Origin of the sequence: Hugenholtzia roseola DSM 9546, assembly GCF_000422585.1 — a bacterium.
GTDB classification, from domain to species: domain Bacteria; phylum Bacteroidota; class Bacteroidia; order Cytophagales; family Bernardetiaceae; genus Hugenholtzia; species Hugenholtzia roseola.
Window position 1 is genome coordinate 372,983 of the sequence record NZ_KE383878.1, and the last position, 21,888, is coordinate 394,870.

At 43.0% G+C, this 21,888-nt stretch carries 21 protein-coding genes and 1 other RNA gene; 6 read left to right on the forward strand and 16 right to left on the reverse strand.

What is annotated here, in order from left to right:
- Positions 1–125: 125 nt before the first annotated feature.
- The 4 genes from G500_RS25045 to G500_RS0110140 all read right to left on the reverse strand — a co-directional run bounded on the left by G500_RS25045 (position 126) and on the right by G500_RS0110140 (position 6,591).
- Complete coding sequence (locus G500_RS25045) at positions 126–1,370, reverse strand: SpoIIE family protein phosphatase (RefSeq protein ID WP_051203428.1); 1,245 nt, start codon at positions 1,368–1,370, stop codon at positions 126–128.
- Between the two features lie 80 nt (positions 1,371–1,450).
- Positions 1,451–1,849 carry a response regulator gene (locus tag G500_RS0110120; protein WP_027002472.1) on the reverse strand — a complete coding sequence of 133 codons (399 nt, stop codon included), beginning with the start codon at positions 1,847–1,849 and terminating at the stop codon, positions 1,451–1,453.
- 312 nt (positions 1,850–2,161) lie between these two features.
- The gene (locus G500_RS25050; RefSeq protein ID WP_051203430.1) at positions 2,162–5,650 is read right to left on the reverse strand and encodes a PAS domain S-box protein; all 3,489 of its coding nucleotides are present in this window, start codon (positions 5,648–5,650) and stop codon (positions 2,162–2,164) included.
- Between the two features lie 194 nt (positions 5,651–5,844).
- The gene (locus G500_RS0110140) at positions 5,845–6,591 is read right to left on the reverse strand and encodes a tetratricopeptide repeat protein (RefSeq protein ID WP_027002474.1); all 747 of its coding nucleotides are present in this window, start codon (positions 6,589–6,591) and stop codon (positions 5,845–5,847) included.
- A gap of 267 nt (positions 6,592–6,858) precedes the next feature.
- Between G500_RS0110140 and G500_RS0110145 the strand changes: the two genes are divergently transcribed.
- Together G500_RS0110145 and G500_RS0110150 are read left to right on the forward strand one after the other, a co-directional pair.
- Positions 6,859–8,076: an RNA-binding domain-containing protein gene (locus tag G500_RS0110145; RefSeq protein WP_027002475.1), complete on the forward strand. Its 1,218-nt coding sequence runs from the start codon at positions 6,859–6,861 to the stop codon at positions 8,074–8,076.
- Positions 8,061–9,056: a ParA family protein gene (locus G500_RS0110150; protein WP_027002476.1), complete on the forward strand. Its 996-nt coding sequence runs from the start codon at positions 8,061–8,063 to the stop codon at positions 9,054–9,056. Before G500_RS0110145 ends, G500_RS0110150 begins: the two co-directional genes overlap by 16 nt.
- An 8-nt stretch (positions 9,057–9,064) precedes the next feature.
- Here G500_RS0110150 and G500_RS0110155 read toward each other — a convergent pair whose 3' ends face one another.
- A complete protein-coding gene (locus tag G500_RS0110155) occupies positions 9,065–9,877 on the reverse strand; it encodes a DUF4846 domain-containing protein (protein WP_051203432.1) in 813 nt (270 codons plus the stop codon).
- 78 nt (positions 9,878–9,955) lie between these two features.
- Here G500_RS0110155 and G500_RS0110160 point away from each other — a divergent pair, with 78 nt between their 5' ends.
- Complete coding sequence (locus G500_RS0110160) at positions 9,956–11,116, forward strand: hypothetical protein (protein WP_027002478.1); 1,161 nt, start codon at positions 9,956–9,958, stop codon at positions 11,114–11,116.
- 16 nt (positions 11,117–11,132) lie between these two features.
- Here the strand turns inward: G500_RS0110160 and priA are convergent, their stop codons facing one another.
- On the reverse strand, positions 11,133–13,676 hold the full coding sequence (priA, locus tag G500_RS0110165; protein ID WP_035756924.1) for a replication restart helicase PriA: 2,544 nt from the start codon (positions 13,674–13,676) through the stop codon (positions 11,133–11,135).
- A 146-nt stretch (positions 13,677–13,822) separates the two neighbouring features.
- Complete coding sequence (locus tag G500_RS0110170; RefSeq protein WP_027002480.1) at positions 13,823–14,482, reverse strand: DUF6304 family protein; 660 nt, start codon at positions 14,480–14,482, stop codon at positions 13,823–13,825.
- Positions 14,483–14,664: 182 nt separating this feature from the next.
- Here G500_RS0110170 and G500_RS0110180 point away from each other — a divergent pair, with 182 nt between their 5' ends.
- The 3 genes from G500_RS0110180 (at position 14,665) to G500_RS25055 (ending at position 18,417) form a co-directional block, all read left to right on the forward strand.
- Complete coding sequence (locus G500_RS0110180) at positions 14,665–16,590, forward strand: tetratricopeptide repeat protein (RefSeq protein WP_027002481.1); 1,926 nt, start codon at positions 14,665–14,667, stop codon at positions 16,588–16,590.
- 125 nt (positions 16,591–16,715) lie between these two features.
- Positions 16,716–17,098, forward strand: a transfer-messenger RNA (tmRNA) gene (ssrA, locus tag G500_RS25515).
- Positions 17,099–17,283: 185 nt separating this feature from the next.
- Positions 17,284–18,417 carry a site-specific integrase gene (locus tag G500_RS25055; protein ID WP_051203435.1) on the forward strand — a complete coding sequence of 378 codons (1,134 nt, stop codon included), beginning with the start codon at positions 17,284–17,286 and terminating at the stop codon, positions 18,415–18,417.
- Between the two features lie 231 nt (positions 18,418–18,648).
- Here the strand turns inward: G500_RS25055 and G500_RS0110200 are convergent, their stop codons facing one another.
- Genes G500_RS0110200 through G500_RS25710 form a run of 9 tightly spaced genes read right to left on the reverse strand, consistent with a single transcriptional unit; the run spans position 18,649 to position 21,839 of the window.
- On the reverse strand, positions 18,649–19,017 hold the full coding sequence (locus tag G500_RS0110200) for a hypothetical protein (protein WP_027002482.1): 369 nt from the start codon (positions 19,015–19,017) through the stop codon (positions 18,649–18,651).
- A 36-nt stretch (positions 19,018–19,053) separates the two neighbouring features.
- A complete protein-coding gene (locus G500_RS0110205) occupies positions 19,054–19,344 on the reverse strand; it encodes a hypothetical protein (protein WP_027002483.1) in 291 nt (96 codons plus the stop codon).
- Entirely contained in the window at positions 19,341–19,835 is a 495-nt protein-coding gene (locus tag G500_RS23170) for a M23 family metallopeptidase (protein ID WP_051203436.1), read from the reverse strand. The genes G500_RS0110205 and G500_RS23170 overlap by 4 nt, the downstream gene beginning before the upstream one ends.
- 1 nt (position 19,836) lies before the next feature.
- A complete protein-coding gene (locus G500_RS0110215; RefSeq protein WP_027002484.1) occupies positions 19,837–20,028 on the reverse strand; it encodes a hypothetical protein in 192 nt (63 codons plus the stop codon).
- Positions 20,029–20,075: 47 nt separating this feature from the next.
- Complete coding sequence (locus tag G500_RS0110220; protein ID WP_027002485.1) at positions 20,076–20,537, reverse strand: peptidoglycan-binding domain-containing protein; 462 nt, start codon at positions 20,535–20,537, stop codon at positions 20,076–20,078.
- 12 nt (positions 20,538–20,549) lie between these two features.
- Entirely contained in the window at positions 20,550–20,984 is a 435-nt protein-coding gene (locus G500_RS0110225) for a hypothetical protein (protein WP_035756928.1), read from the reverse strand.
- An 11-nt stretch (positions 20,985–20,995) separates the two neighbouring features.
- On the reverse strand, positions 20,996–21,394 hold the full coding sequence (locus G500_RS0110230; protein WP_027002487.1) for a hypothetical protein: 399 nt from the start codon (positions 21,392–21,394) through the stop codon (positions 20,996–20,998).
- Between the two features lie 12 nt (positions 21,395–21,406).
- Complete coding sequence (locus G500_RS0110235; protein WP_027002488.1) at positions 21,407–21,652, reverse strand: hypothetical protein; 246 nt, start codon at positions 21,650–21,652, stop codon at positions 21,407–21,409.
- 40 nt (positions 21,653–21,692) lie between these two features.
- Positions 21,693–21,839, reverse strand: a complete 147-nt coding sequence (locus tag G500_RS25710; RefSeq protein WP_154657074.1) for a hypothetical protein — start codon at positions 21,837–21,839, stop codon at positions 21,693–21,695.
- Between the last annotated feature and the right edge of the window lie 49 nt (positions 21,840–21,888).

Below are 21,888 nucleotides of genomic sequence, written 5' to 3' on the forward strand. Positions count from 1 at the left end.
TTTCAATCTTGCTGCGGACAAGGCAGTGCCTTGTCCCTACATTTGCATTTGATTTTTAGAATTTAACATCACTGCGGTTTAGTGTGGGGCGCATTTAAGGCTTTTATCTTTGCAACCAACGCCTATTATATTTCAAAACCCATCAACAAGACATCATCGGTCTGTTTCAAGTCGCCTTTCCATTTGAAAAAGGTATCTGCCACAATTTGACTCTGTGCCGTTAGCGGCTGCGTTTGCAGCTCGGCGATAAAATTTCGTAGGCGTTTGCTCGTGAATTTGAAGTTGTCTTCTCCCCCAAATTGGTCTTGAAAACCGTCAGAATAGAGGTAGAAGCGCGTTTTACCTTCAAGGGGCAAACTCTGTCTTGTAAAGACCGATACTTTCCTACCATCGATGCTGGTTTTGTCGCCTTTGAGATAGTGCATTTGCCCTTTGGCATCAAATACCAAGACTACCCCACGCGCTCCTGCAAAAGAAAGCGTCTGTTCCTGCCTATCTATCACGACCACAGACACGTCCATGCCGTCGCGAAGCGTTGTATTTTCATTGCGCCAAACGCGATTTAGGCTCTTATCTACCTGCTCTAAAATCTTTTCAGGGGCATGCACTTCCCTATCATGGACGGCGCGATTGAGCAAATCATTCCCGATAAGGGACATAAAAGCACCCGGCACGCCATGCCCTGTGCAGTCTGCCGCCACTATGATGGTCTTATGCTCTTTTTCAGCAAACCAATAAAAATCGCCACTGACCACATCACGCGGCTGATAAAAAATGAAATAGTCTGAAAACGATTTGGCAATGGTTTCCAAACTTGGCAATACTGCCGACTGAATCCGCTGCGCATAGCGAATAGAGGCTTGAATTTGATTGTTCGTTTCCTGCAAAGCGGCGGTGCGCTCGGCTACTTTCTGCTCCAAATTGGCATTTAACAATCGCAATTCCTCGTTTTGTGCCTGCAAAAGGGTATCCTGTTCATAGCTTTGCACAGCGGCTTCTAAGGTCATCATCAGGTCGTTGGTTTCCCACGGCTTGGCGATATAGCGGTATAGGCTGGCTTGGTTGATGGCGTTGGTAACGCCTTCTAAATTGGCTTGTCCTGTGAGTAGGATTTTTTTAGTGGCAGGGAGCATTTCATGTACCCTTGAAAGGAGTTCGTCGCCTTTCATATTGGGCATGACATAGTCGGATACCACTACCACAATTTCGTGATTCCTACGCAAGAGAAAATCGAGGACTTCTAAGGCTTCTTCGGCACTTTCGGCAATTTCGACAGCGATACGCCCCCCAAAGTGTCGCGAAATTTCGCTTTTGAGGCTATTGAGAACAATCTGTTCGTCATCAACACAAAGGATTGTTTTTTTCTTCACGAGTCAAATTTGCTTTTTGGGTGTTGGGAGGGTAGAAATAAGAAGCACAAGCCTTCAAAATTCAAACCAAAGTGTATTTTTTACTTGTCGGAAAGTAGGGGCTTGATGGCAGCGACCAAATCTTCCGTCTGCCAAGGCTTCGAGATAAAGGCGGCTAAGTTGGCATTTTTAAAGGCGTTCTGAATGGCTCGCTCGTCGGCTTGTCCAGAGAGCATAATTTTAGAGATGCGCGGAAACTTGTTATGCACTTTTACTAAAAGTTCGTCGCCCTTCATTTTGGGCATGAGCCAGTCGGTGATGATAAGCAACGTGTCTATTTTGCGCCTACCCAGAAATTCGATAATCTCTAAGGCTTCTTCACCACTTTCTGCGGTTTCGATGATAAACTCGTCTGAAAAGATGTTGATAAGTTGTGTTTTGAGGCTATCCAAAACAGTAGAATCGTCATCTACACAAAGTATGGCTTTATTTTTTTTCATGGCAATATCGTAGGCAAGGGGAAATAATAGAATGAGTATTGGCGTGAGAGGTATTTTTTGGGGTTTGTCCTTTTTTATATGGGCAAGTCAAGGGAAGAGAAAAGTAGCTACCCGACTTTTGAAGAGAAGCAAAGATAAACAAAGATAGACAAAGCCGCTCTTTTAGCCAATAAGGGTTTTGAAATCTTTGTGGCAAAGTGCCTATTTTGTCCGTATTTTGTCGCTTTCTAAGCACATTTTTTATTTTTTTTAGACTCTCGCCCTAACTTTTGCGCCAAATTGAGATAAGATTTGGGTCTGATTTTGAGAAACTTAAACGCCTTGAATCGGTAATTCTACAAAAAAAGTAGTGCCTACGTTTTCTTGGGTATCAAACCAAATCCTGCCTTGATGTTTTTCTACAATTTTGCGAACAATATCCAATCCCAAACCGCTGCCCTCACCTGCCGCTTTGGTTGTGAAGAAGGGTTCAAAAATCTTTGCCTGCACCGAAAGCGGAATCCCACCGCCTGTATCGGCAATACTGACCAAGATTTTATTTTCAGCCTCTAATTGCGTTTGAATTTTCAACTTTCCTTCGCCTTTCATGGCTTGAATGGCATTGTGGATAAGGTTTGTCCAGACCTGTGGAATTTCGTCTATAAAACAAGAGAGCGCGGGCAAAGTAGCAAAATCACACTCTACCTCGATGCCCTGTCGGAGCAGATTTTGGTAGAGCGTCAGCGTCATTTGGATACTTTCGTTGATGTCGAGTGGCTGTTTTTCGCCACTTTGGTCTTGTCGAGCAAAATTTTTCAGGGCAAAAATGATTTTAGAAGCGCGTTCGGTTGCGGTGATGATGGTCTGATTAGAGCGCAAAATCCCCGAAAGGGCAAAGACATGGCGCAAGATAGCAACCCCCTGCGGCTGCCTCAAAACCTGCAAATACAGTTCTTTTTGTGCGCCCAGCCCCATTTCTACAATCATATCCGCAATTTCATCTGCCTTTTCCTCAAAATCTGACCAAGGCGGACTACTAAGCAAGTCGATGAGTTGGTATTTAAACCCACGTTTTTCACGTGTGGAAAGCAGGCTTTCGCCGCTCAAAACGGTTTCTAAAAGGGTCTTGAAAAGGTCTTTTTCCTGCGCACTAATTTTATCGAAAAAGAGCGAAATGGTAGGCAATAAGCTCTCTAAGGTGAGTGCCATATTTCCTGCCGAAGAACGAATGGCAGCCAAAGGCGTATTGACTTCGTGCGCGATATTGGCGACAAGTTGCCCCAAAGTAGCCATCTTTTCGGCATGAACCAACTGCGATTGCGAACTTTTTAACTCTATTAAAGTCTGCTCCAAAACGGCTTTTTGCGCATGCAGATGCTCCTGCACACTAAACAGTTCCTCTAAGTTATTGTTCAATTCCTGTTCGGTTTGTTTGATGTGCGTGATATTGCGCGAAACACAAATGAAGTCTTGCAACTTATTTTGCTCGTCAAAAAGTGGCGAAACAATAAGGCTATACCACTGTTTGCCCTCTTTCTGCACCACGACATACTCTGTCAGGGCTTTTCGCTTTTGCTGCGCCACCTCTTTTAGGGTTTTCATTATCGGCACAAGGATACTATCCTCAAAACCTACTTCTTCTACTTTCCTACCCAAAAATACGGCAGGTTCGAGGATAAGTTCAGATTCATCTTGTACGTAATATTCTTTAAAGGTGAAATTGTGTGCATCAATCACAAAGACCATATCGCCCACATTTTCTATCAGCGTATTGAGGCGGTTGTTGGTTTCTATCTGCACCCTTTCTAAGGCTTTTCGTTTGCGCTCCGATTTGATGTTTTGGATAATAGTGGCAAAGAGTGTAGAAAAGGGTTCTAAAAAACTAATATCCTGCTGCTGATAGCCGCCTTTTTTGTTTGCCAATCCTATCATACCCAAAAGGTCGCCTTCTTTGTGTCGGATAGGAAGCCCTAAAAAAGCATCAAGCGCGGGGTGTCCCTTGGGCAAACCGCCACTTCGCGAATCATTTTTGGGGTCATTGCTCAAAACAGCTTCTTTGTGGCGCAAGGCATAACCAAAGAGCGTATCGAGGTTGCGAAACTCCAAACCTTGTTCGGCATGTTTTTGGTAGAATTGTCGCGTTTCCTCGCTCCAAGAGATGTCTGTAATGGCGTAGGTTTTGAGATAGGGCAGCCCATTTTCATAAAACACCTCCCCGACAAAGCCATATTCGCTTTCAGTCAGGGCTAAAAGTTGTTTGAGGATATAATTAAAATAGACCTGCGGGCGGTCGTCTTTTAGATAGCCCTCACTGATTTCTTGGTTTATTTTTCGCAACAGTGTGCGCTTTCTTTCAATCGTGATGTCGTGCGAAGTGGCAAAGACAAACCCTGTGGTAGGCTCAAGGGCTGCCCTCCACCGAAGCCAAATATAATGCCCTTCTTTGCAGCGAAAGCGATTCTCAAAATCTATGGTATTTTTGCCTGCCGCCAATCGTTGCATTTCATTTTCTACGGCGGACAAATCTTCGGGGTGAATGAAAGCAGAAAAAGGACGCTCCAATAGCTCTGCACGGCTATATCCTGTACGCTCGGCAAAAGCCTGATTGACGCTGCGAAACCAGCCCTGCATGTCGGCAATGCACATAAAGTCGGTAGCCAAGTCGAAGAAGTGCCTCAACTCTTCCTGCGATTTGAGCAATTCGGCTTCAAACTTCTTTTCTTTGGTAATATCTTGAAAAGTGCCAAAAATGGAACGGCAGATGCCCTGCTGTATTTTTGCCTCCCCCATCGCATGCACCCATTTGAGATTGCCTTTTGCCGTAATGATTTCGAGCTGCACATCAAAAGACGCGCCCTGCTGAATTGCCTTTTCTACGGCTTGGGCAATGCGCGTGCGGCTCTCGCCTTCCTTGTAAAAATCGATGCCCTTTTCTAATTGTGGCACAAATTCTTCATCTACTTCATGGATTTGGCGTGTCATCTCCGACCAATAGACCGTTTGCGCCTCCAAATTGACCTCCCAATAGCCCACTAACGCCATTTGGTTAGTACGAAAAAGAGCCTCATTGATTTTCTGTGCGCGTTCATTGGCAAGTTCGAGCTGATTTTGCACCATCAAAAGTTCTTCCAAATTTTGTCGCAATTCTTCGTCTGCACTACCCATTTGCTCGTTGCTATACTGCAAGGCTTTGTTTTTTGCCTCTAAATCTTGTTGCTGTTTGTCTATTTTTTCTACTAACGGTCTGAAAATCAAGCCCCCTACGGCTATTAAAGCTACCAACATCACCACCATCAAAAGCCATTCTATGCGGGCTATTTGCTCTCGGTCGGCAATACTTTTTTCCTCATACGCCTTCACCACTTGTTCCATAAGCGGTAGGAACTGTTTTTCTTGGCTTTTCAATTTTTGTATCAAAAGCGAATCAAAAGGGCTACCGCTTGCTTCTTGTGCCGCTATCTGTGTCGCATTTTCTACCAAATCAACCCAAATAGGCTCAAGGGCAAGGTACTTTTGGGGCAAATCCTGCCCATAACTGCCTTCAAAAGTTTCTGCTTTAAGGGTCTGGTGGGCTTGTTTGAAATCGTGTAGGTCGGTTTTAAATTCATTCCATACCGTTTTCTGGGTAGGGTCATTTTGCAACAACAAGGCACTTTTGATTAGGCGTTGGCTCAACATGCGCTGCCTACCTGCCAAGTTGATAAGCCTCGCGCCTTGTTTGGTATCGTGAATGAAAAAGTGTAAAAAGGTCTGATTGGTGAGCAAGACCAATGCTAACAGCATCAAAGCCGTAAGGTACGCATAGGTTAGTTTTTTTTTCATTTTATTAGAGCTGCCGCTCTGCCGTATCTGTTTGGAAAAAGGGAATCGTACTTTTATTCTTTTTTAGGAATTTTATTCGAAGATAGCCAAAAAAAGTGAAAAAGGAAATTTTTTTTCTTTCAACACAAAAAAAAAGCAAACCCAAGTAGCGGATTTGCTTTTCAGAAAAAGAAATGATGAGTGGGCGTATTGTTTTATTTTTTCGCCAAAAGTGCTTCTAAGCGTGCCGCCTGCTTTTTGGCTTTCAAGACCTGCTCACTTGCCTTGCTGTGCTTTTCTACAATCTGTTGGTAGCTTAATAAAGCACCGTTGTAATCTTTTTGTACTTCCTGCACTAAGGCAAGTTTCATGAGATATTCGGGCGTGAAATAGTCGTTAGGGTAGTGATTGACGGCTTTTTTGTAGTAGCTAATCGCCTCGTCGTACTGCCCCAATTCGCTATGTGCGTCAGCGATTAGGCTATAAGCGCGTGCCTGCACCAAATAGTCGTCTGCCCCAAATCCTTTTAGGTGGTTGATGGCTTCCTCGTATTTTCCTTCTTTGAGGGCGGCTGCACCGAGATAAAATTGTGCTAAGTCGCCGGGTTTGGTGGTGCTATATTTATCGGCGATTTCGGCAAAGCCCCCTGTGGTGCTGCCATCGCCTTGTACTGCCTTTTGTAGGGAGTCTTTCTCAAAATAAAAGATAGCAGGGAAGATGTCTATTTGTGCCTTTTTGGTTTGGTCTTGGTTGTAATACTGCCAAGCAATCAAACCGCCTACGGCTGCGACCAGCACAATGCCTGCTGCCATGAGAAGTCTTGCGTTTTTCTTTGCAAAACCCTCTGTTTTCTCTATTTGGGCGCGAAGCGCATCGGCATCTTCAATATAGCGCAGACTTTCGGGGGTCTGTGCAGATTCAGGCGTTGCCGAAGTGTTTTGGTTGTCTTTTGTCTTTGCCATTTTTGGTAAATTTTGGCTGCAAAGGTAAGCAATCTGTTTTGAAAGTCAAAATCTAAGGGCATTTTTTAATACCACCGTTCATTTTTATTTTGCAGCGACGGCACAATAAGATTCTTGTTCTATTTTCAGAGTCGGAAAACAGAGTACCAATCAATGCCACAAAATTTTACCCAATAGGACTGTATATGGGCGTTTTTTGCTACTTTTGTAACGTCCTGCCTATATTTTAGACTCAAAAAATCTTTGAAGACTTCAATTTTTTAAATCATGCTGACTGCCGAAGAAGTAAAGTATTTGCTCAATAATCCTGATGCTGAGATAGACCGAATAGAATTTACAGAATCTACCAAAGCGATAGAAAAGTTTAGTGAGGCAATTTGTGCCTTTTCTAATGACTATCCCGACCACAAAAAGGCAGGCTACTTATTTATCGGTGTGAAGAAAGATGGCACTTTGTCGGGCTTGAAAATCACAGACGAGCTTCAAAAAGATGTGGCTTCTATTAGAAACAACGGACAAATTTTGCCACAACCAGCCCTAAGCATGGCAGTTTTTGACTTTCCACAAGGACAAGTGCTTGTGGTAGAAGTGCTACCTGCCTTTCACCCCCCCACGCTTTACAAGGGCAAGCCTTGGATTAGGGTAGGGGCGAGCAAAGCCGTCGCGAACGAAACCGAAGAGCGACGACTCATAGAAAAACGCACCGCCACAGCGCGTACCTTTGATGCCCTGCCCTGCTGGGAGGCACACTTAGACGATTTAGCCTTAGATTTGATTAAACTCTCCTACTTTCCCTTAGCGATTGACAACACGATACTAATAGAAAACCACCGCGACTTCAAACAGCAATTAGCATCTTTGCGCTTGTATGATTTGAAACACGACAAACCCACGAATGTTGCCATCTTGTTGTTTGGACTCAATCCCATTTACTTCTTTTCAGGTGCTTATATTCAATATGTGAAAGTGGCGGGTAAAGAACGGGATTTAGAGCAGGTATTGGCAGAAAAAGCCTTCAAAGGGTCTTTATTTGATGTTTTGAAAGAAATCGACGGCTTGGTGAAAAACCAAATTGTTGTATCCAGACCTATCCGCAGGCAAGACTCTTTTCAAGACACCATTTTGGCTAATTATCCTTATCAGGTGTTGCGTGAATTAGTGATGAATGCAATTATGCACAGAAGCTATGAAAGCACTGCCCCTATTTACATCTATGAATTTTCAGACCGCATAGAAATACGAAACGCAGGCGGACTGTATGGCGAAGTAAATGCGCAAAATTTTCCAAACCAAAACGCTTATCGCAACCCTATTATAGCCGAAGCGATGAAAAACCTAAAATACATCAATCGCTTCAACTTTGGGATTCCTTTTGTTCAGAAATTCTTAGCCGATAACGGGCTGCCCTTAGCAGTATTTGATATTAGTTCGCCAAGTTCCTTTTCCGTAACGCTCCAAATCAATCCCCAATGGCAAAACGCATAGTATTTTTCAATAACAAGGGCGGCGTAGGGAAGACTACTATGGTCTATCACCTCGCCTACATGTTGCGTGAATTGGGCTACAAAGTCCTTGTTGCAGATTTAGACCCCCAAACCAATCTTACGGCTATGTTCCTCGAGCAGAAACGATTAGAGGAAATTTTCTTGGGTACGAATCAGATGCTTACCATAACCGACCTGATGCGCCCTGTCATAGAAGGTGAAGGCTATAAGGGCGTGTATGTAGAACCCGTACAGGAAGGCTTGTACGAAACAAGTATCCATTTATTGCTGGGTAATTTGGCTCTTTCTGCTTATGAGGATAAGTTAAGTAGTAGTTGGGCGGCTTGTGTGGATAGAGACCCTTACTCATTTAAGGTAGTTTCGTTGTTTCATAGAATTATGACAGATGCTACAAAAGTAACCCAAGCCGACTTTGTATTGATTGATGTAGGTCCGAATTTGGGTGCTATCAATCGCGCCGTTTTAATAGCTTCTGACTACGTTATTTTGCCCGTAGGTTCGGATTTGTTTTCGCTGCAAGGCATCAAAAACTTAGGCATTACTCTAAAAAATTGGCGAGCAGAATGGGAAGATAGAAAAGGTAGAAACCCCAAACCAGAGGAAATTAGGCTACCCGAAGGCAAAATGCAAGCCGTAGGCTATATCACGACTCAACACACCGCTAAGGAAAATCGCCCTGTCAATGCTTACTTGCGCTGGTCAAATAGGATACCACAAACCTATAAAGAATATATCTTAGGACAGCCCAATAATGACTTATTAGAAGTAGAACAAGACCCTCACTGTTTGGGTATGATTCGCCACTATCATAGCCTGATGCCCATGGCTATGGAGGCTAAAAAACCTATCTTTTCCCTCAAACCCGCCGACGGAGCTATTGGGGCGCATTTTCAGGCAACCCAAAAGGTGTATAAGGATTTTAAAAAAGTTACAGAAAAAATTATTGCTGCCTGCCAATAGTTCCTACGCTAAAAGCGATACAAGTCGGCGGCTTTAAAGTGCCACTGCGGTAGTATTAGCTCCTGCCCGACCTGATACCAAGCACTGCCGTCTGACAAATTTTTCAGGACATGAAAACTTTGGGCAGGCATAAAACCTTGAATGAGCAAAATCTTTCGCTCCTTTGTAACCTGATTTTCAATCATATCCGCCACCAAAACGGCATGCCCGAAGGGTGCGCCCGTTTGGATAAAAATATCACCGACACGCAAGTCTTGAAGTGCTACCTTTTTGAGTTGGGGAAGCAAAGAGGCAGTATTGGCATAGGTATAGACAAAATTTAGATACTGCTGGAACGTGCTTTTATCCTGATTAGGTTTTGCTTTTGGCTCAAATTGCCACTTATTGCCTGCCAAAACGGGGCGTTTTCCTGCTGCATAGCTTTCAAAATCTGCCATCTGACCCGTAGCAAGCCTAAATTTAATTTTATCAAAACGCCTACTTTCATAGTGATATTCGGCATATAGGCGCATGACCATATCGGCGCACTGCTCGATGTCCTTTTTGCCAATGGGCTTATCTAAAACAGCATAATGCCCTGATTGATAGCCATTTAAAGAGCCGTCATAGTTGTAGATAGGCGCGTTTTTTTGCACCACAAGCGGAATACTCCTCAAAAAAGCTCCAAAACTTTGTGGCTCGCTTTTTACACGCTCATATCCCTGAGGAAGCGGAATTGTCCCAATTTGGGTAGGCAAGGAACTTTGACCCAAAAGCAGCGATTTAGGAATAAAGAGGGCGAAGGTAAGCCATAAACAAACCTGTGTGCATCTTTTTTTCATGTTTTTTTGGTTGTTTTGAATAGGATAGACAATTTTTTTGTATCATTGTTTTTCCACTTTTATTCTATTAAACACAAAATGGCAATATTTTTTTTATTTCTTTTAGAACTCCTACCGCTTGTTATGGGCTATGGCTTGTGGCGATTTGCGTTTCGCAAAATAGGCATCTGTATCGGCTTGTTTAGCCTGCCCCTGCTCCTGATGCAGGTAAGTGTTCTAAACGATTTTTATGGAGGCAAGAATGAAGCCCATTACTATCAAAAGGCTAAAATTTTGCTCACAGACGATTTTTCCTACTTTCAAGAAAAGGGAACTGATTGGGAACGCGGCGTGATGGCAACCGCTTGGTTTGCAGAAACTTTAGTTTTGTATGCTCAAATTCGCCCCGAAAAAAAGGAAGAGATAGGTTTGCTTTTAAAAAATGCTTGTGAGATTTTATTATCAAAAAAAATTAATACTTGTCAAGCAGATATTAAAACCTGCCACGAAGGTTTGTATTTAGCGCAAACCCTAAATACGCTAATCGCATATCGCCATCATAGCAAAACCAAAACCTACGACTCTTTGAGCCTTGCCTTTGCCACACGTCTTGCCGAACTTATGGCACAGGAAAGCAGCCTAAATGCCCCTTCTTATGGCGCATCTCCCGACAGATGGACGGGCGACAACGCACTTATCTTGTCGGCACTTGCACACGCCGACCAAAGTTTCGGCACACAATTTTCAAAACCCCTTGTTATCAAATGGAAAACTAAAATCGAAACCCATTACACAGACCCTAAAACAGGACTTCTATTGAGTGAAATAGGCAATAACTACCCTTGGTCTGCCTACCCACGAGGGAGTAGCATTGGCTATACAATCCGCTACCTTGCCCAAATAGAACCTACATTTTCACAAACCACATGGGAAAAATATAAAAAACACTATAAATTAGATTTTTTTCTTATCTCACTTTTTAGAGAATATCCTACTCAAATTGATTTCCAAGCCGACTACGATTCAGGAATAGATTTCTACGGCATAGGGGCTGCCGCCACTGGAAATGCCATCACCGCTTCAAGTGCGCTATCAGACGAATGGACATTTTGGCAACTTCAGAATACGCTTTGGGGAGGCTATCTCGTTATTTCTTTGTTTCCTTCCTATTTTGAAAGCCCTGATTTAGGCAACGAAGCTGATTGGTTTATGGCAAACGCTCTTTATTTCTGGGCTTGGGCTAATTTTATGAAGGAGTAAAAGCAAACAAAAAAACTCACATACAATCCACGTCAATCACCACCTGTGCAGTGCGAAATTCTTTTTTTGTCAGAAAAGTATCTATGATTTGGGACATTTGCTTTTTTGAAGCCGCCAAATTCCCACTATTGCGCGGAATTTTGATAAGAATAGTGCGCAAATAATAATTTCTAACCCTATCTACCAAAGGCGTACTTACCCCTAAAAATTGTGCCTGCGGCTGACTCTGTGCAAAAAGCGATTTCAATTCTTGTAAAATAAGTTCTGCTAACTTTTGCGATATTTTCAAATCTATATGCTTAATCGTAAGCTCGATAAGGCGCACAAAGGGCGGATATTCAAAAAGCTGTCGCTCTCTGATTTCCTTTTCAAAAAAAGCCGAATAATCCTGCATCTTGACAAAGTGTAAAATGGGATTTTGCGGTTCTAAGGTTTGTATCAAAACCAAACCTTTGGCTTGTTTTCGTCCTGCCCTGCCGCTCACCTGCGTAAGCAATTGGAAGGCACGCTCTTGGGCGCGAAAATCGGGAAAGCGCAAAAGCCTATCCATATCAAAAACCCCTACTAAGCTAACGCGCTCAAAATCAAGCCCTTTGGTAACCATCTGTGTCCCTACCAAAACATCAACTTGGTGCTTTTCGAAGGTTTCAATGATACGCTCGTATGCGGCACGTGTCTTGGTCGTATCTCTATCCATGCGCAAGACTCGTGCGCTGGGCAGATAGAGCGGCAGTTCGTCCTCTAATTTTTCTGTACCAAAACCGACAGGAAAGATGCGCTCACTACCACAAGATTTACAATGGCTATGCGATTTTTCGCGATGTCCGCAATAGTGGCATCTCAATTCTTGGCTGTATTGGTGGTAGGTAAGGCTCACCGAACAGTTTTCGCAGGCAGGAATATGGTGGCAAATTTGGCACTGTAAATAAGGCGCGTACCCCCTACGATTCTGAAACAAAATCGCCTGCTGTTGTTTTTCTAAGGCTGCGGCTAAGGCTTCTAAAAGGGGAGGCGAAAAGTCGCCCTTCATCTGATTTTTTTCACGAAAAGGGCGCAAATCTATGGTCTGAATATCGGGCAGGGCAGCCTCGGCATATCGCTGATTGAGATAGACATAGCCATAAACGCCATTTTTTGCCAAATAATAGGTTTCTATCGAAGGCGTAGCCGACCCCAAAAGCACCTTTGCGCCTAATTTATGCCCCAAATAAAGGGCGGCATCACGCGCCTGATAGCGCGGTGCAGGGTCATTTTGCTTGTAGGAAGCATCGTGTTCCTCATCTACAATCAAGAGGCTAAGATTGCGGAAGGGTAAAAAAATGGAGGAGCGCACGCCCACGACAAAATCTATCGTTCCCTCGATAATGCCTTTGCAAACTTCGGCGCGTTCATTATCCGAAAAACCCGAATGATACACGCCCATTGCCTTGCCAAAGACGCGGCGCAGACGTGCCACAATTTGCGTCGTTAGGGCAATTTCAGGCAATAAAAACAAGACCTGCCCCCCTGCTTCTAAGGTCTTTTTTATCAAAGAGATGTAAATTTCGGTCTTGCCGCTGCCCGTAATGCCATGCAACAAGACGGCAGTTTTGCTTTCGAAAAGATTTAAAATTTGGTTTTCCGCTTGCATTTGGGCAGCACTTAGTTCAAGCGTATCGGTAAAATCTTGGGCTGCAATGTCTATTCTGGAAACGATTGTATTAAATTCTTCAAAAATGCCTTTTTCTTGTAGGGTCTTGTAAGAAGATTTGGAAAGACTCTCTCCTGTGGGCGTAGTGAGAAGCAAATCTTTGGTTACGCCTTCTTCGTTTAGACTTTGGTTTTGTAAAATGGGTAGAAGGGCAAGATAGCGCAGCAAAATTTTATTCTGCTTTTCGGTAAGTTCGGAAAGCAAAGCCTGTACCCTTTCACGCGCTTGGTAGTTTTTAGAAAGGCGTACCTTTTTGATGATTTTAGGCGAAAACTTGTCTTTGACTTGTTCGTATAATAAAATAGCAAACTTATCTATCAATTTTTTGAGTATGCTATGAATATTTTTAGTTTCTAAAAGTTCTGAAATTTGCTCATAATCCATCGTTTGGGCTTCCTGCAAGGCAAAGAGTAGCTTTTTTTCGGCAGGCGAATAGCTGGGGTCTTGTGCTAAATTGCTCAAATCGAAAGCGGGCTGAAGCTGCACCTTGCTTTGGCTGCTCAATTTCATACCTGCGGGCAAGGCTGCCTGCATTACCTCACCTATCGGCGCAAGGTAGTAATCGGCTATCCACTGCCAAAATTCGAGATGAGCTTCTTCTAAATACGGTTTTTTGTCTAAAATATCTAAAATGTACTTAACACTTCTTACCTCTGGCGGAGTCTGGTGAATCCGTCTGACCATTCCTGTAAGCAAGCCCCTACCGCCAAAATTGACCAAAACACGCATGCCCACTTCAAGGTCTTTTTCCCATTGGCGCGGAAGGCGGTAGGTAAAAGTCCCTTTTAGCGGCACAGGAAGCCATACGTCGGCAAAATAAGTGAGTTCCTCTTTATGGGCAGAGGGCGCATTGAAAAGCAGTGAAGACAAGGGAGCGAAAATAAAAAGTGGAAAATAAGCCCTTCTATCGGGCTTTATCCTAAACGAGGAGAGAAGAAAAGACTGACACGCAAATTTAACAAAAAAACATCTTTGTCCTACCTTTATTTGCCCTACCGCTCTTTTTTAGACTTATGCTATCCCCTATATCCTGCGCCTTTACTACGAGGCTGAAATTTAGAACAAAGATGGGTTTCGCCTACCTTACCGCCATGCTTTTCCATAATTTCCATAAAATCTTCTTTGCTTTTTACGCGCTCATATTGCTCTCTAATGGGTTCATAACAGAACAGAGTCCCCCAAAAGCCTTGTCCATACACGCTATAATCCGAAAAAGCACAACCAAAACAGCATTTAAGACGATAAGCGTCAGCAAGTTTTTCCTGAATTTGCTGCAAAGCCGTTTCAAAGAAGTCGCCTTTGCCCTCATACAGAACCTTTGCGTTGGGAAGGGTGAGCGTTAAGTTTAACATTTGTTTGGCAGGATTTTTTTGCAAGATGATAACAATTTGAAGACTTGCCACTACCCTTTCCGACATATCCAGATTCGTAACCTCCAAAGGCAAGACAAACGCCATTTCATAGTTGGTTAGAAAACCTTGCTCACAGAGGCTAAAACGTTTCGGCAAATCGCCAAGAGCAGGAAGGTAAGATTTTGAGGTCAGACCAAAATCATCTAACATATCGCCCACAAAGGTAAAACCTTCAAGCACAAGCGTAAATTGTCCCTCGTAGAGATGCAGGTCTGTATAGATTTCACCGACAGAATCGCGATAAATCACTTTAAAGGTTTCCAATTTTGATATATTTTATATGATTTTTTATTAAAAAATAAAAACTTTGGACAAGTTTGGACAAGTGTTGCACGTTGAAATATCGCAGCAAAAGCATCAAGATAATAAAAAATGCCATTTTGTCATAAAGCAAGTACAATGCGCCCAATTTTTGCTATCTTTATCGCATCTTTTTTCTGACCTATATGACCCTTTTAGCCCAAAGACTTCAAAAACTACTTACCGAAATAGACCTTGCCCCTACGCCCGAAGCACGCCTCGATGCCAAGCTCAAAGTGGCATGGGAGTATATGGTGATGGGCAACCCAAGTGAATCGTATCGCTGGTGTGAGGAAATTGAAAGGGAAGCACTCGCCCTTCAATATCAGCGCGGTTTGGCAGAGGCATGGCAGCAATGGGGTTTTGTAGCCAATACCTTAGGAAAAACACAAATTGCCTTAGAAAAACTCGAAGGGGCGGAAAAGATTTTCCTACAATTAGAAGACAAGGCAGGTATTGCCTCTGTTATCGGTCGGAAAGGAGCGGTCTATTGGGGCATGGGCAATTACGACAAAGGGCTTGAATACGCCTTTCAGTCGCTCAAATGGGCGCAGGAAAGCCCTGAACGCCTCTTTGAAGGCTATTCCAACTACCTTATCGGGGGTTATTTTTTTGATTTGAAAGACTACGCCCAATCCTACCAATACTACAAAACTGCCTACGACATCTTCGAAAAACTAAACGAAAAGGCAGGCATGGGGCGTGCCATGAACGGCATGGCGAACAATTTGATGCTCAAAGGCAAATACACCGAAGCCTTAGCCAAGCTCGAAGCCTCTTTGCTCCTTCACCTCGAACTAAACAACCTCAACAACCTTTCGCGCGACTACAACGATTTAGGAAAACTACAAGCCCTTTTAGGCAATACCAAAGAAGCCTTTATTTTCTATGAAAAAGCCCTGACTATCAGACGCGAACAACGCTACTTGGCAGGCATGGCAACGACGCTCATCGAACTGGGCGAACTTAACTTTCAAACGCAGGCTCTGACAGAAGCCATCAAGTATTTGGAAGAAGCCGTCAATATCTGCAAAGAGATACAGTCGCACGCCAAACTTTTTCGCGCCTATCAGATTTTGGCTCAAATTTACAAACAGCAGGGCAATTTTGAACAAGCCTACCACTACTTGGCGCAATTTGTATCCGTAAAAGAGGAAACCTTGGGCAACGAAAACCAGACCCTCCTTAAAAATCTCAAAAACCAATTTGAAACAGAAAAGGCACAGCGCGAAAGCGAAATTTTCCGCCTCCGCAATGTAGAACTCAAAGCCGCATACGACCTGATAGCGCAAAAAAATAAAGACATCACCGCCAGCATTACCTACTCACAGCGGATTCAGGCGGCAATCTTACCCAACGAAACGACACTATCGCACATCTTACCCCAACATTTCGTCTTGTATCAGCCTCGCGACATCGTATCGGGCGATTTCTATTGGGCTTGGGCAGAGGGCAATAGGAAAATCATTGTCGTTGCCGACTGCACAGGGCATGGCGTACCGGGTGCCATCATGACCATGCTCGGAAATAGCCTGCTCAATAGCCTGATTTTGGAACGCAACATTTGGCAGCCGCACCTGATTTTAGAGAATTTAGACAAAAAGGTTTTAGCCACCCTACACCAAAGCGCACAAGACGGCATGGACGCTGCCGTAGTTTTGATAGAAAACAATACCCTGACTTTTGCAGGTGCAAAATCCTCTCTCATTCGCCTTAGAAAGGACAAAGGGCAGGCAAAACATCAAGTAGAGCGTTGGAAGGGCAGCATCTTTTCAATCGGCGGCGATACCAAAATAGAGAAACGCTTTTCTACCCAAAGCCTAAACATTGCGGAAAACGACATTTTCTACCTCTCCACCGACGGCTACCAAGACCAATTTGGAGGCGCACAAAATCGCAAATTTAGCTCGCGGCAATTTTTAGAAATGCTTGCCCAAATCGCCCATCTGCCTTTGGAAGCCCAAAAACAACACCTTTTGGAAACACACCTGCAATGGAAAGGCGAACAAAAACAAACCGACGATATTTTAGTGATGGGATTTATGCCCTTTGTGGAACTTTCCGAAAGCTAAAACGGTTTAGGATACAGAAAGGCACGAAAAAAGGGCGAAGAAAAAATGTTAAAACAAGCGTTCTTTTTTGAAAATGAACCTATTTTTTCATACCTTTGCAAACCTTTCTATACCACACCTCAAACGGGGGTGACTGGCTTTGACAGCGTGAAGTATTTGGGTGCATAAGCAAGTCGGCTGATGGAAATGATGCCGTAATAAGCCTTTCCAAACCATATCTGGCGAATCTAACTACGCCATGGCTGCCTAATTCCAGGAATTAAGCATACGCCATCATCCTTGCTAAGATTCCTCTTTTCGCCGAATTTTAGCGCATAGGGTGTCGAAACCCTGCGAAAATATACACGAGTAGTGCCTCGATACTTGTGCGAACCCTTAGAGGATAAGGCGAAGGTATTGGTTCGTTGTTACCGAACCCAAGCTCGAAAATCTCAAACACAACTAAACTTGTAGAAGGCATCACTTGTACCGCGTTTGGACGTGGGTTCGATTCCCACCACCTCCACAAAGGGCAGCAATAGGCAGCCCAAAAGTGCCTTTTTTCGCATAGGCACGCCTTTTTTTTAGCATTTTGAAGATACCCACAAAATAGGTGCATGAGTAGGTGCAACGATTCGAGTTAGGTATCATAGGTTAGGGACTGCAAATTTAAACCCTAATCTCTCAATTTATGTTAAAAAAAAAGTAAGATTTATGAACATCTGTTTTTACAGACGAAAGGTGAATGATAAACACTATATCTATTGCAAGATATTGTATAATAGTGTTTATTGTTTGCCTTTTTCTGTGGGCATCAAACTCGAAAGCCCAAAACAGTGGCAAAAAGGGCGTTTTGTGGGCAAATTCGCCCAACAATACAACGACCGTATCACGCTCATTAAAAGCGATTTGCTACAAATCTATAATCGGCTTGTATCGCTCAAAGAAGATATTACAGCCCAAAAAATCAAAGATTTGTACCAAAATGGCGAAAAACCGCCTATTTCAGTCCTTGAACTCTATAAAGGTTTTATCCAAAAAAAATTAGATGATAAAACCTTAGCCGACACAACCCTGCAAAAATATAGGCTACACTTGCAAGAATTTGAAATGTTTTGCAATGAAAACCATTGCATGGCATTGCAAGCAAGTAATTTCGGTATGCAGGAAGTACAAAGTTATTTCGTCTTTTTAAGCAAAAAGGGAAATAGCCTTGTAACCATTCGCAAAAAAATAGGCTCTTTGCAAAAAGCCTTTGAAGAAGCCGAGCTTTCGGAATTGATACCGAAAAGCAAAATAAAAGCCTTTCGCATCAAAGTCCGCAGCCAAAGAAAAGCGATTATCTTTCTGACTGCCAAAGAGTTAAGTAAATTAGAACAAACCCAAATGCCTAACGAAAGGCTCGAAAAAATTAAGGATTTGTTTCTTTTTCAATGCTATACGGGTCTATCTTTTGCAGACATGGCGCGTTTTGAGTTTGCGCGTGATGTGCGAAAAGAGGGCGATGTCTTTTGGCTGCAAATGCAACGGCAAAAGACTGGCACGCCTTTTTTTGTACCGTTGTTAGAAAAAAAAGTATTTATCTTATTAGAAAAGTACAAAAATAAGCTACCACTTTTAGGAAATGGCAACTACAATGTCTATCTAAAAGAGGTCGCACAGGTAGCCAAAATCGACAAGCCCCTGACTACACACGTCGGGCGAAAGACCTTCGCCAACGCCATGCTCGCCAAAAAGGGCGTTTCCTTTGAAGTTTTAGCCAAGATGTTAGGGCATAGCGATACGCGCGTTACGGGTGAGCATTACGCCCAAGTTTTAAAAGAGAGAATATTAAAAGAGATGATTTAAGATAGATTTACCCCTTTTTCAAATGTAAGTTTTCCCTTATTTTTCAATTTTTACAAAAGGGAACAAAAAAAGCTAAGTGCCTAAAAATAAGCTATTTATACTTCGCTGCGGAATGGGTATCAGCAAAGAGCTTTACAAGATGCAATCCTTAATTTTAGTGTAAGAAAAGGCAAAAAAAAAGACCACCAAAGGCAGCCTTCTTTTTTGAATCTATAAGCAAAAATACACCACCTAAACGGTTTTCTTTCGCGCTTCGGCAATTAGTTTGCCCAAGCCCACGATTTGTAAAAATACAAAAATTGTCTGTTCGCCTATTTTTTCGGCGTTTTCATTCGGCAAATTGAAATATTCGGCTACTGCCTTTCGAAGTTCGACGCGCTCGGCATCACTCAAATCGTTCAGTTCTTTTGGAACGTCCTGAATGGTCGTAAATACTGAAAGGCTTCGAAGTGCCAAAGGCACGCCTTTGAGTAGCACCTCACCCCTTGTTACTTTGCCGTCTGCCAAAATTTCGGCTGTCGCGTCCGCTAAATCACCTACAAAAGCCACAATTTTTTTTGTGTTTTCGATTCCGTAGGCTTCTTTTTCTTGCATCTCCATAAAAGAAAATAAAAAGTTGAAAAAAATATAAAAATTTTAGTCTTTCGCCAATTTTTCTTGTAAAGATTTGATTTCGTGTTTCAATTCCGAAACCATCTCTTTTAGGGCTAAAATGCTGTTTTCCAAAGACGTTGTTTTTTCTTCGCGCTTTTCTTCGAGGTGCGAAATGCGCTCTTTCATTGAGCTATTGGCGATTTTGAGGTAAGATATTTCATTTCGATTATCACGAACCGACATGTATAGCCTAAAAGCCCACTGCACAAGCCCAACGCCGCCTAACGATTGAAAAATAATTAGCCCTTTGAAAAGTGTGTCTAAATCGTTCATAGCTTTTCGATGTGCGTGATTAAAAAATAAAGGGCAATAAAAAACACCGACAAACTCAAAAACTTGCCCCATTTTCCTAAAATGCCCCAAAAATCATTCGGTTTCGATTGCAAAGGGAAATGTAGGGCAGGGTCGACGATTGTTCCATTTACTCTTAAAGTCAAATGCAAGTGCGGACCCGTGGAGCGTCCTGTATTCCCCACGGTCCCGATAACGTCGCCGTACTTTACTTTGTCGCCCATTTTCACAAAAGTTTGGTCGAGGTGCGCGTAGCCTGTGGTATGCGTGCCGTCGTCATGTTTGATGATGACCGAATTTCCGCCCAAATCCGACCAAAATACGCGCTCGACTGTGCCTACCATAGGCGCGTAAATAGGCGTGCCTGTGGGGGCTGCAATGTCGATGCCGTTGTGAAATGAATTTACTTTGGTGATAGGGTGAATACGCCAACCGAAGGGGGAGCTAATTCTACCCGAAACGGGGTATTTCATTTTATTTTGAAGTTACGGTTTTGAACATCAGCCACATCATCAGGGCTAAAACGAATACAACCAAAAAAGTCGCACCCAATTTGATATAAGTGGAGTTATCCAACTCTACTTTGAAGTCCATTTTTACACCATCTTGCCCCACTACGCCAAGTAGGTTTGAAAGTAGATTTGTGCCGTTTTGTACTGTTTCCATTATTTTAGAGAAAAATGTATGAGCAAAAAATTAAAAAAATGAAAGTGCTACAAATACTTGTCGTACTTTCGCGCCAAAAATACCGACCACGCTACCCCTACCGTCGAGGGTTTGAGTTGGTACAATGGGTCGAGGTGCTTTGCTACGGCTGCTTTTGTTTTGGGACCGAAAATGCCATCGGGATTTAGCCCCGCTGCAAATTCTGCGTTTAGTCCTTTTTGCAAAGCCTTCACATACGAACCCCGCATGCCTTCTTTCAAAGGAAAGGGCGTGCCACTTGCAGGGTCTATGCTGGGCGTTGTTGTATTCGAGCCGCTTGCTGTGCTACTGCTGCTCCCTGTGTTGGCATTTGAGCCGCTCCCTGTGCTGTTCGGGTTGATAGGAATCTGCCAAGTTTTCGAGCTATCCTCTTCCTCCTCGTCATTTTTAATGAACACAAAGTAAAGAGCCGTAAGCATAACCGCAACAGCGATAAATACAATGATAAGTTGTTTTTGTTTCTTATTCATACAAAAGAAAAATTAGCGGGCTGAATTGATAATATTTTTCGCGCGTTGCAAATAGTCTGCGTCGCCCCAATCTCCAAAGATGTCTTCGAGGAAGGCATTTAAAGTTACGCCCCTATTCGCTTGCAAAGTTTGGCTTAGGGCTGATAATTGCTTTTTGCTTTTGCCCTGCAAAACATCGAAGACCTCGTATTCGTCGTCATTCCAAAAGCCTTTCGCGTTCCAAAGTCTGTTCGCATCTGCCAAAACATTGGGGTAGAAATCGGGCGTAACTTCGCTCAATCCTACTTCGATATCATTGGCATTTTCGCCGATTCCCTGATTGATTTGGCTCAATAGCTTTTCTTTCTCTTTTTCTTTTTCGTTCTTATTATAGACCAAAAAAGCCACAGTAAGCACTAAGAGCATTACTGCCAAAAGCATCATATAAAATTGAGTGTCCTTTTTCATAGCAAAAAAAATTAGATGGGACGGGCGAGGGCTGCTAATTTAGCGGCTTTTTCAGGTTGATTAACGATTGAAACTACTACAAAAGTCGCAAGCCCTAAAATCAAAAGCACTATCAGAACGGCAAAACCTCCTGCCACACCCAAAGCGGTTTCAAGCCCTGCAAAGCCGTCGGAAAAAGACCCCTCCAACTCTTGCACCCAATTCCCTTCCAACTTGATACCTTGCTTTTTCATGTAGGCTTGCAAGTCCAAAAAATTAGGCATCGTAGCCGTAACGCGCTTTTTGTAAGCCGCCAAAAACAAGCGATTTGCTTCCTGCTTGCCGTACCTTTTTTTGAGGGCTTTATGCCAAAGCACCCAACTTTCAGCGGGCGCATTGATGTAGGGAATGTTTTTAATCGCTTCGTTCATGGGTCTAAATTGTTAGCCTTTGTAGAGTTTATGAGCGCGTTTCAAAGCCTCTTTGCGGCTTAGTTTGGGCATCATTTTTTTTTCGGTCTTACGCTCAAAAGTGGTTACGTTTCGAAGTTCGTAACCGTTATTCTTTTGAAGCGTTTCAGCGGATTTGTTGATAATTTTCATTTTTTCAACTAAATTCTTTTTCGCCTGCGCACTTAGCTTGTAATTGCGCTTGGGTGCGCTTTTCGAAGTTCTTTTTTTTGCTGCCATAAAAAAAAGTAAAAAGTTAGAAAAAAATTAAAAAGAAAAACTACATTTTCTTAAAAGCCTTTTTGAGTGCCTGTGAGCGGCTTAGGCTTTTGTCGTCTTTTTGCAGTTGGTCGGCGATTTTATTCACCTTCTTCATTCGACTTGCTGCTGCGCTTCGGGCTGCACTGCTCATTTTTCGCTTTGCCATAAAAAAAAGTTATTTTTTTTGAAGATAAAAAATTAGTACGCCTACACTT

Excerpts from the sequence above, each read along its gene's own strand:
- G500_RS0110120 (WP_027002472.1), bottom strand. The coding sequence starts at position 1,849 with ATGAAAAAAAATAAAGCCATACTTTGTGTAGATGACGATTCTACTGTT.
- G500_RS25050 (WP_051203430.1), bottom strand. The coding sequence starts at position 5,650 with ATGAAAAAAAAACTAACCTATGCGTACCTTACGGCTTTGATGCTGTTA.
- G500_RS0110140 (WP_027002474.1), bottom strand. The coding sequence starts at position 6,591 with ATGGCAAAGACAAAAGACAACCAAAACACTTCGGCAACGCCTGAATCT.
- G500_RS0110145 (WP_027002475.1), top strand. The coding sequence starts at position 6,859 with ATGCTGACTGCCGAAGAAGTAAAGTATTTGCTCAATAATCCTGATGCT.
- G500_RS0110150 (WP_027002476.1), top strand. The coding sequence starts at position 8,061 with ATGGCAAAACGCATAGTATTTTTCAATAACAAGGGCGGCGTAGGGAAG.
- G500_RS0110155 (WP_051203432.1), bottom strand. The coding sequence starts at position 9,877 with ATGAAAAAAAGATGCACACAGGTTTGTTTATGGCTTACCTTCGCCCTC.
- G500_RS0110160 (WP_027002478.1), top strand. The coding sequence starts at position 9,956 with ATGGCAATATTTTTTTTATTTCTTTTAGAACTCCTACCGCTTGTTATG.
- G500_RS0110180 (WP_027002481.1), top strand. The coding sequence starts at position 14,665 with ATGACCCTTTTAGCCCAAAGACTTCAAAAACTACTTACCGAAATAGAC.
- G500_RS25055 (WP_051203435.1), top strand. The coding sequence starts at position 17,284 with ATGAACATCTGTTTTTACAGACGAAAGGTGAATGATAAACACTATATC.
- G500_RS0110200 (WP_027002482.1), bottom strand. The coding sequence starts at position 19,017 with ATGGAGATGCAAGAAAAAGAAGCCTACGGAATCGAAAACACAAAAAAA.
- G500_RS0110205 (WP_027002483.1), bottom strand. The coding sequence starts at position 19,344 with ATGAACGATTTAGACACACTTTTCAAAGGGCTAATTATTTTTCAATCG.
- G500_RS23170 (WP_051203436.1), bottom strand. The coding sequence starts at position 19,835 with ATGAAATACCCCGTTTCGGGTAGAATTAGCTCCCCCTTCGGTTGGCGT.
- G500_RS0110215 (WP_027002484.1), bottom strand. The coding sequence starts at position 20,028 with ATGGAAACAGTACAAAACGGCACAAATCTACTTTCAAACCTACTTGGC.
- G500_RS0110220 (WP_027002485.1), bottom strand. The coding sequence starts at position 20,537 with ATGAATAAGAAACAAAAACAACTTATCATTGTATTTATCGCTGTTGCG.
- G500_RS0110225 (WP_035756928.1), bottom strand. The coding sequence starts at position 20,984 with ATGAAAAAGGACACTCAATTTTATATGATGCTTTTGGCAGTAATGCTC.
- G500_RS0110230 (WP_027002487.1), bottom strand. The coding sequence starts at position 21,394 with ATGAACGAAGCGATTAAAAACATTCCCTACATCAATGCGCCCGCTGAA.
- G500_RS0110235 (WP_027002488.1), bottom strand. The coding sequence starts at position 21,652 with ATGGCAGCAAAAAAAAGAACTTCGAAAAGCGCACCCAAGCGCAATTAC.
- G500_RS25710 (WP_154657074.1), bottom strand. The coding sequence starts at position 21,839 with ATGGCAAAGCGAAAAATGAGCAGTGCAGCCCGAAGCGCAGCAGCAAGT.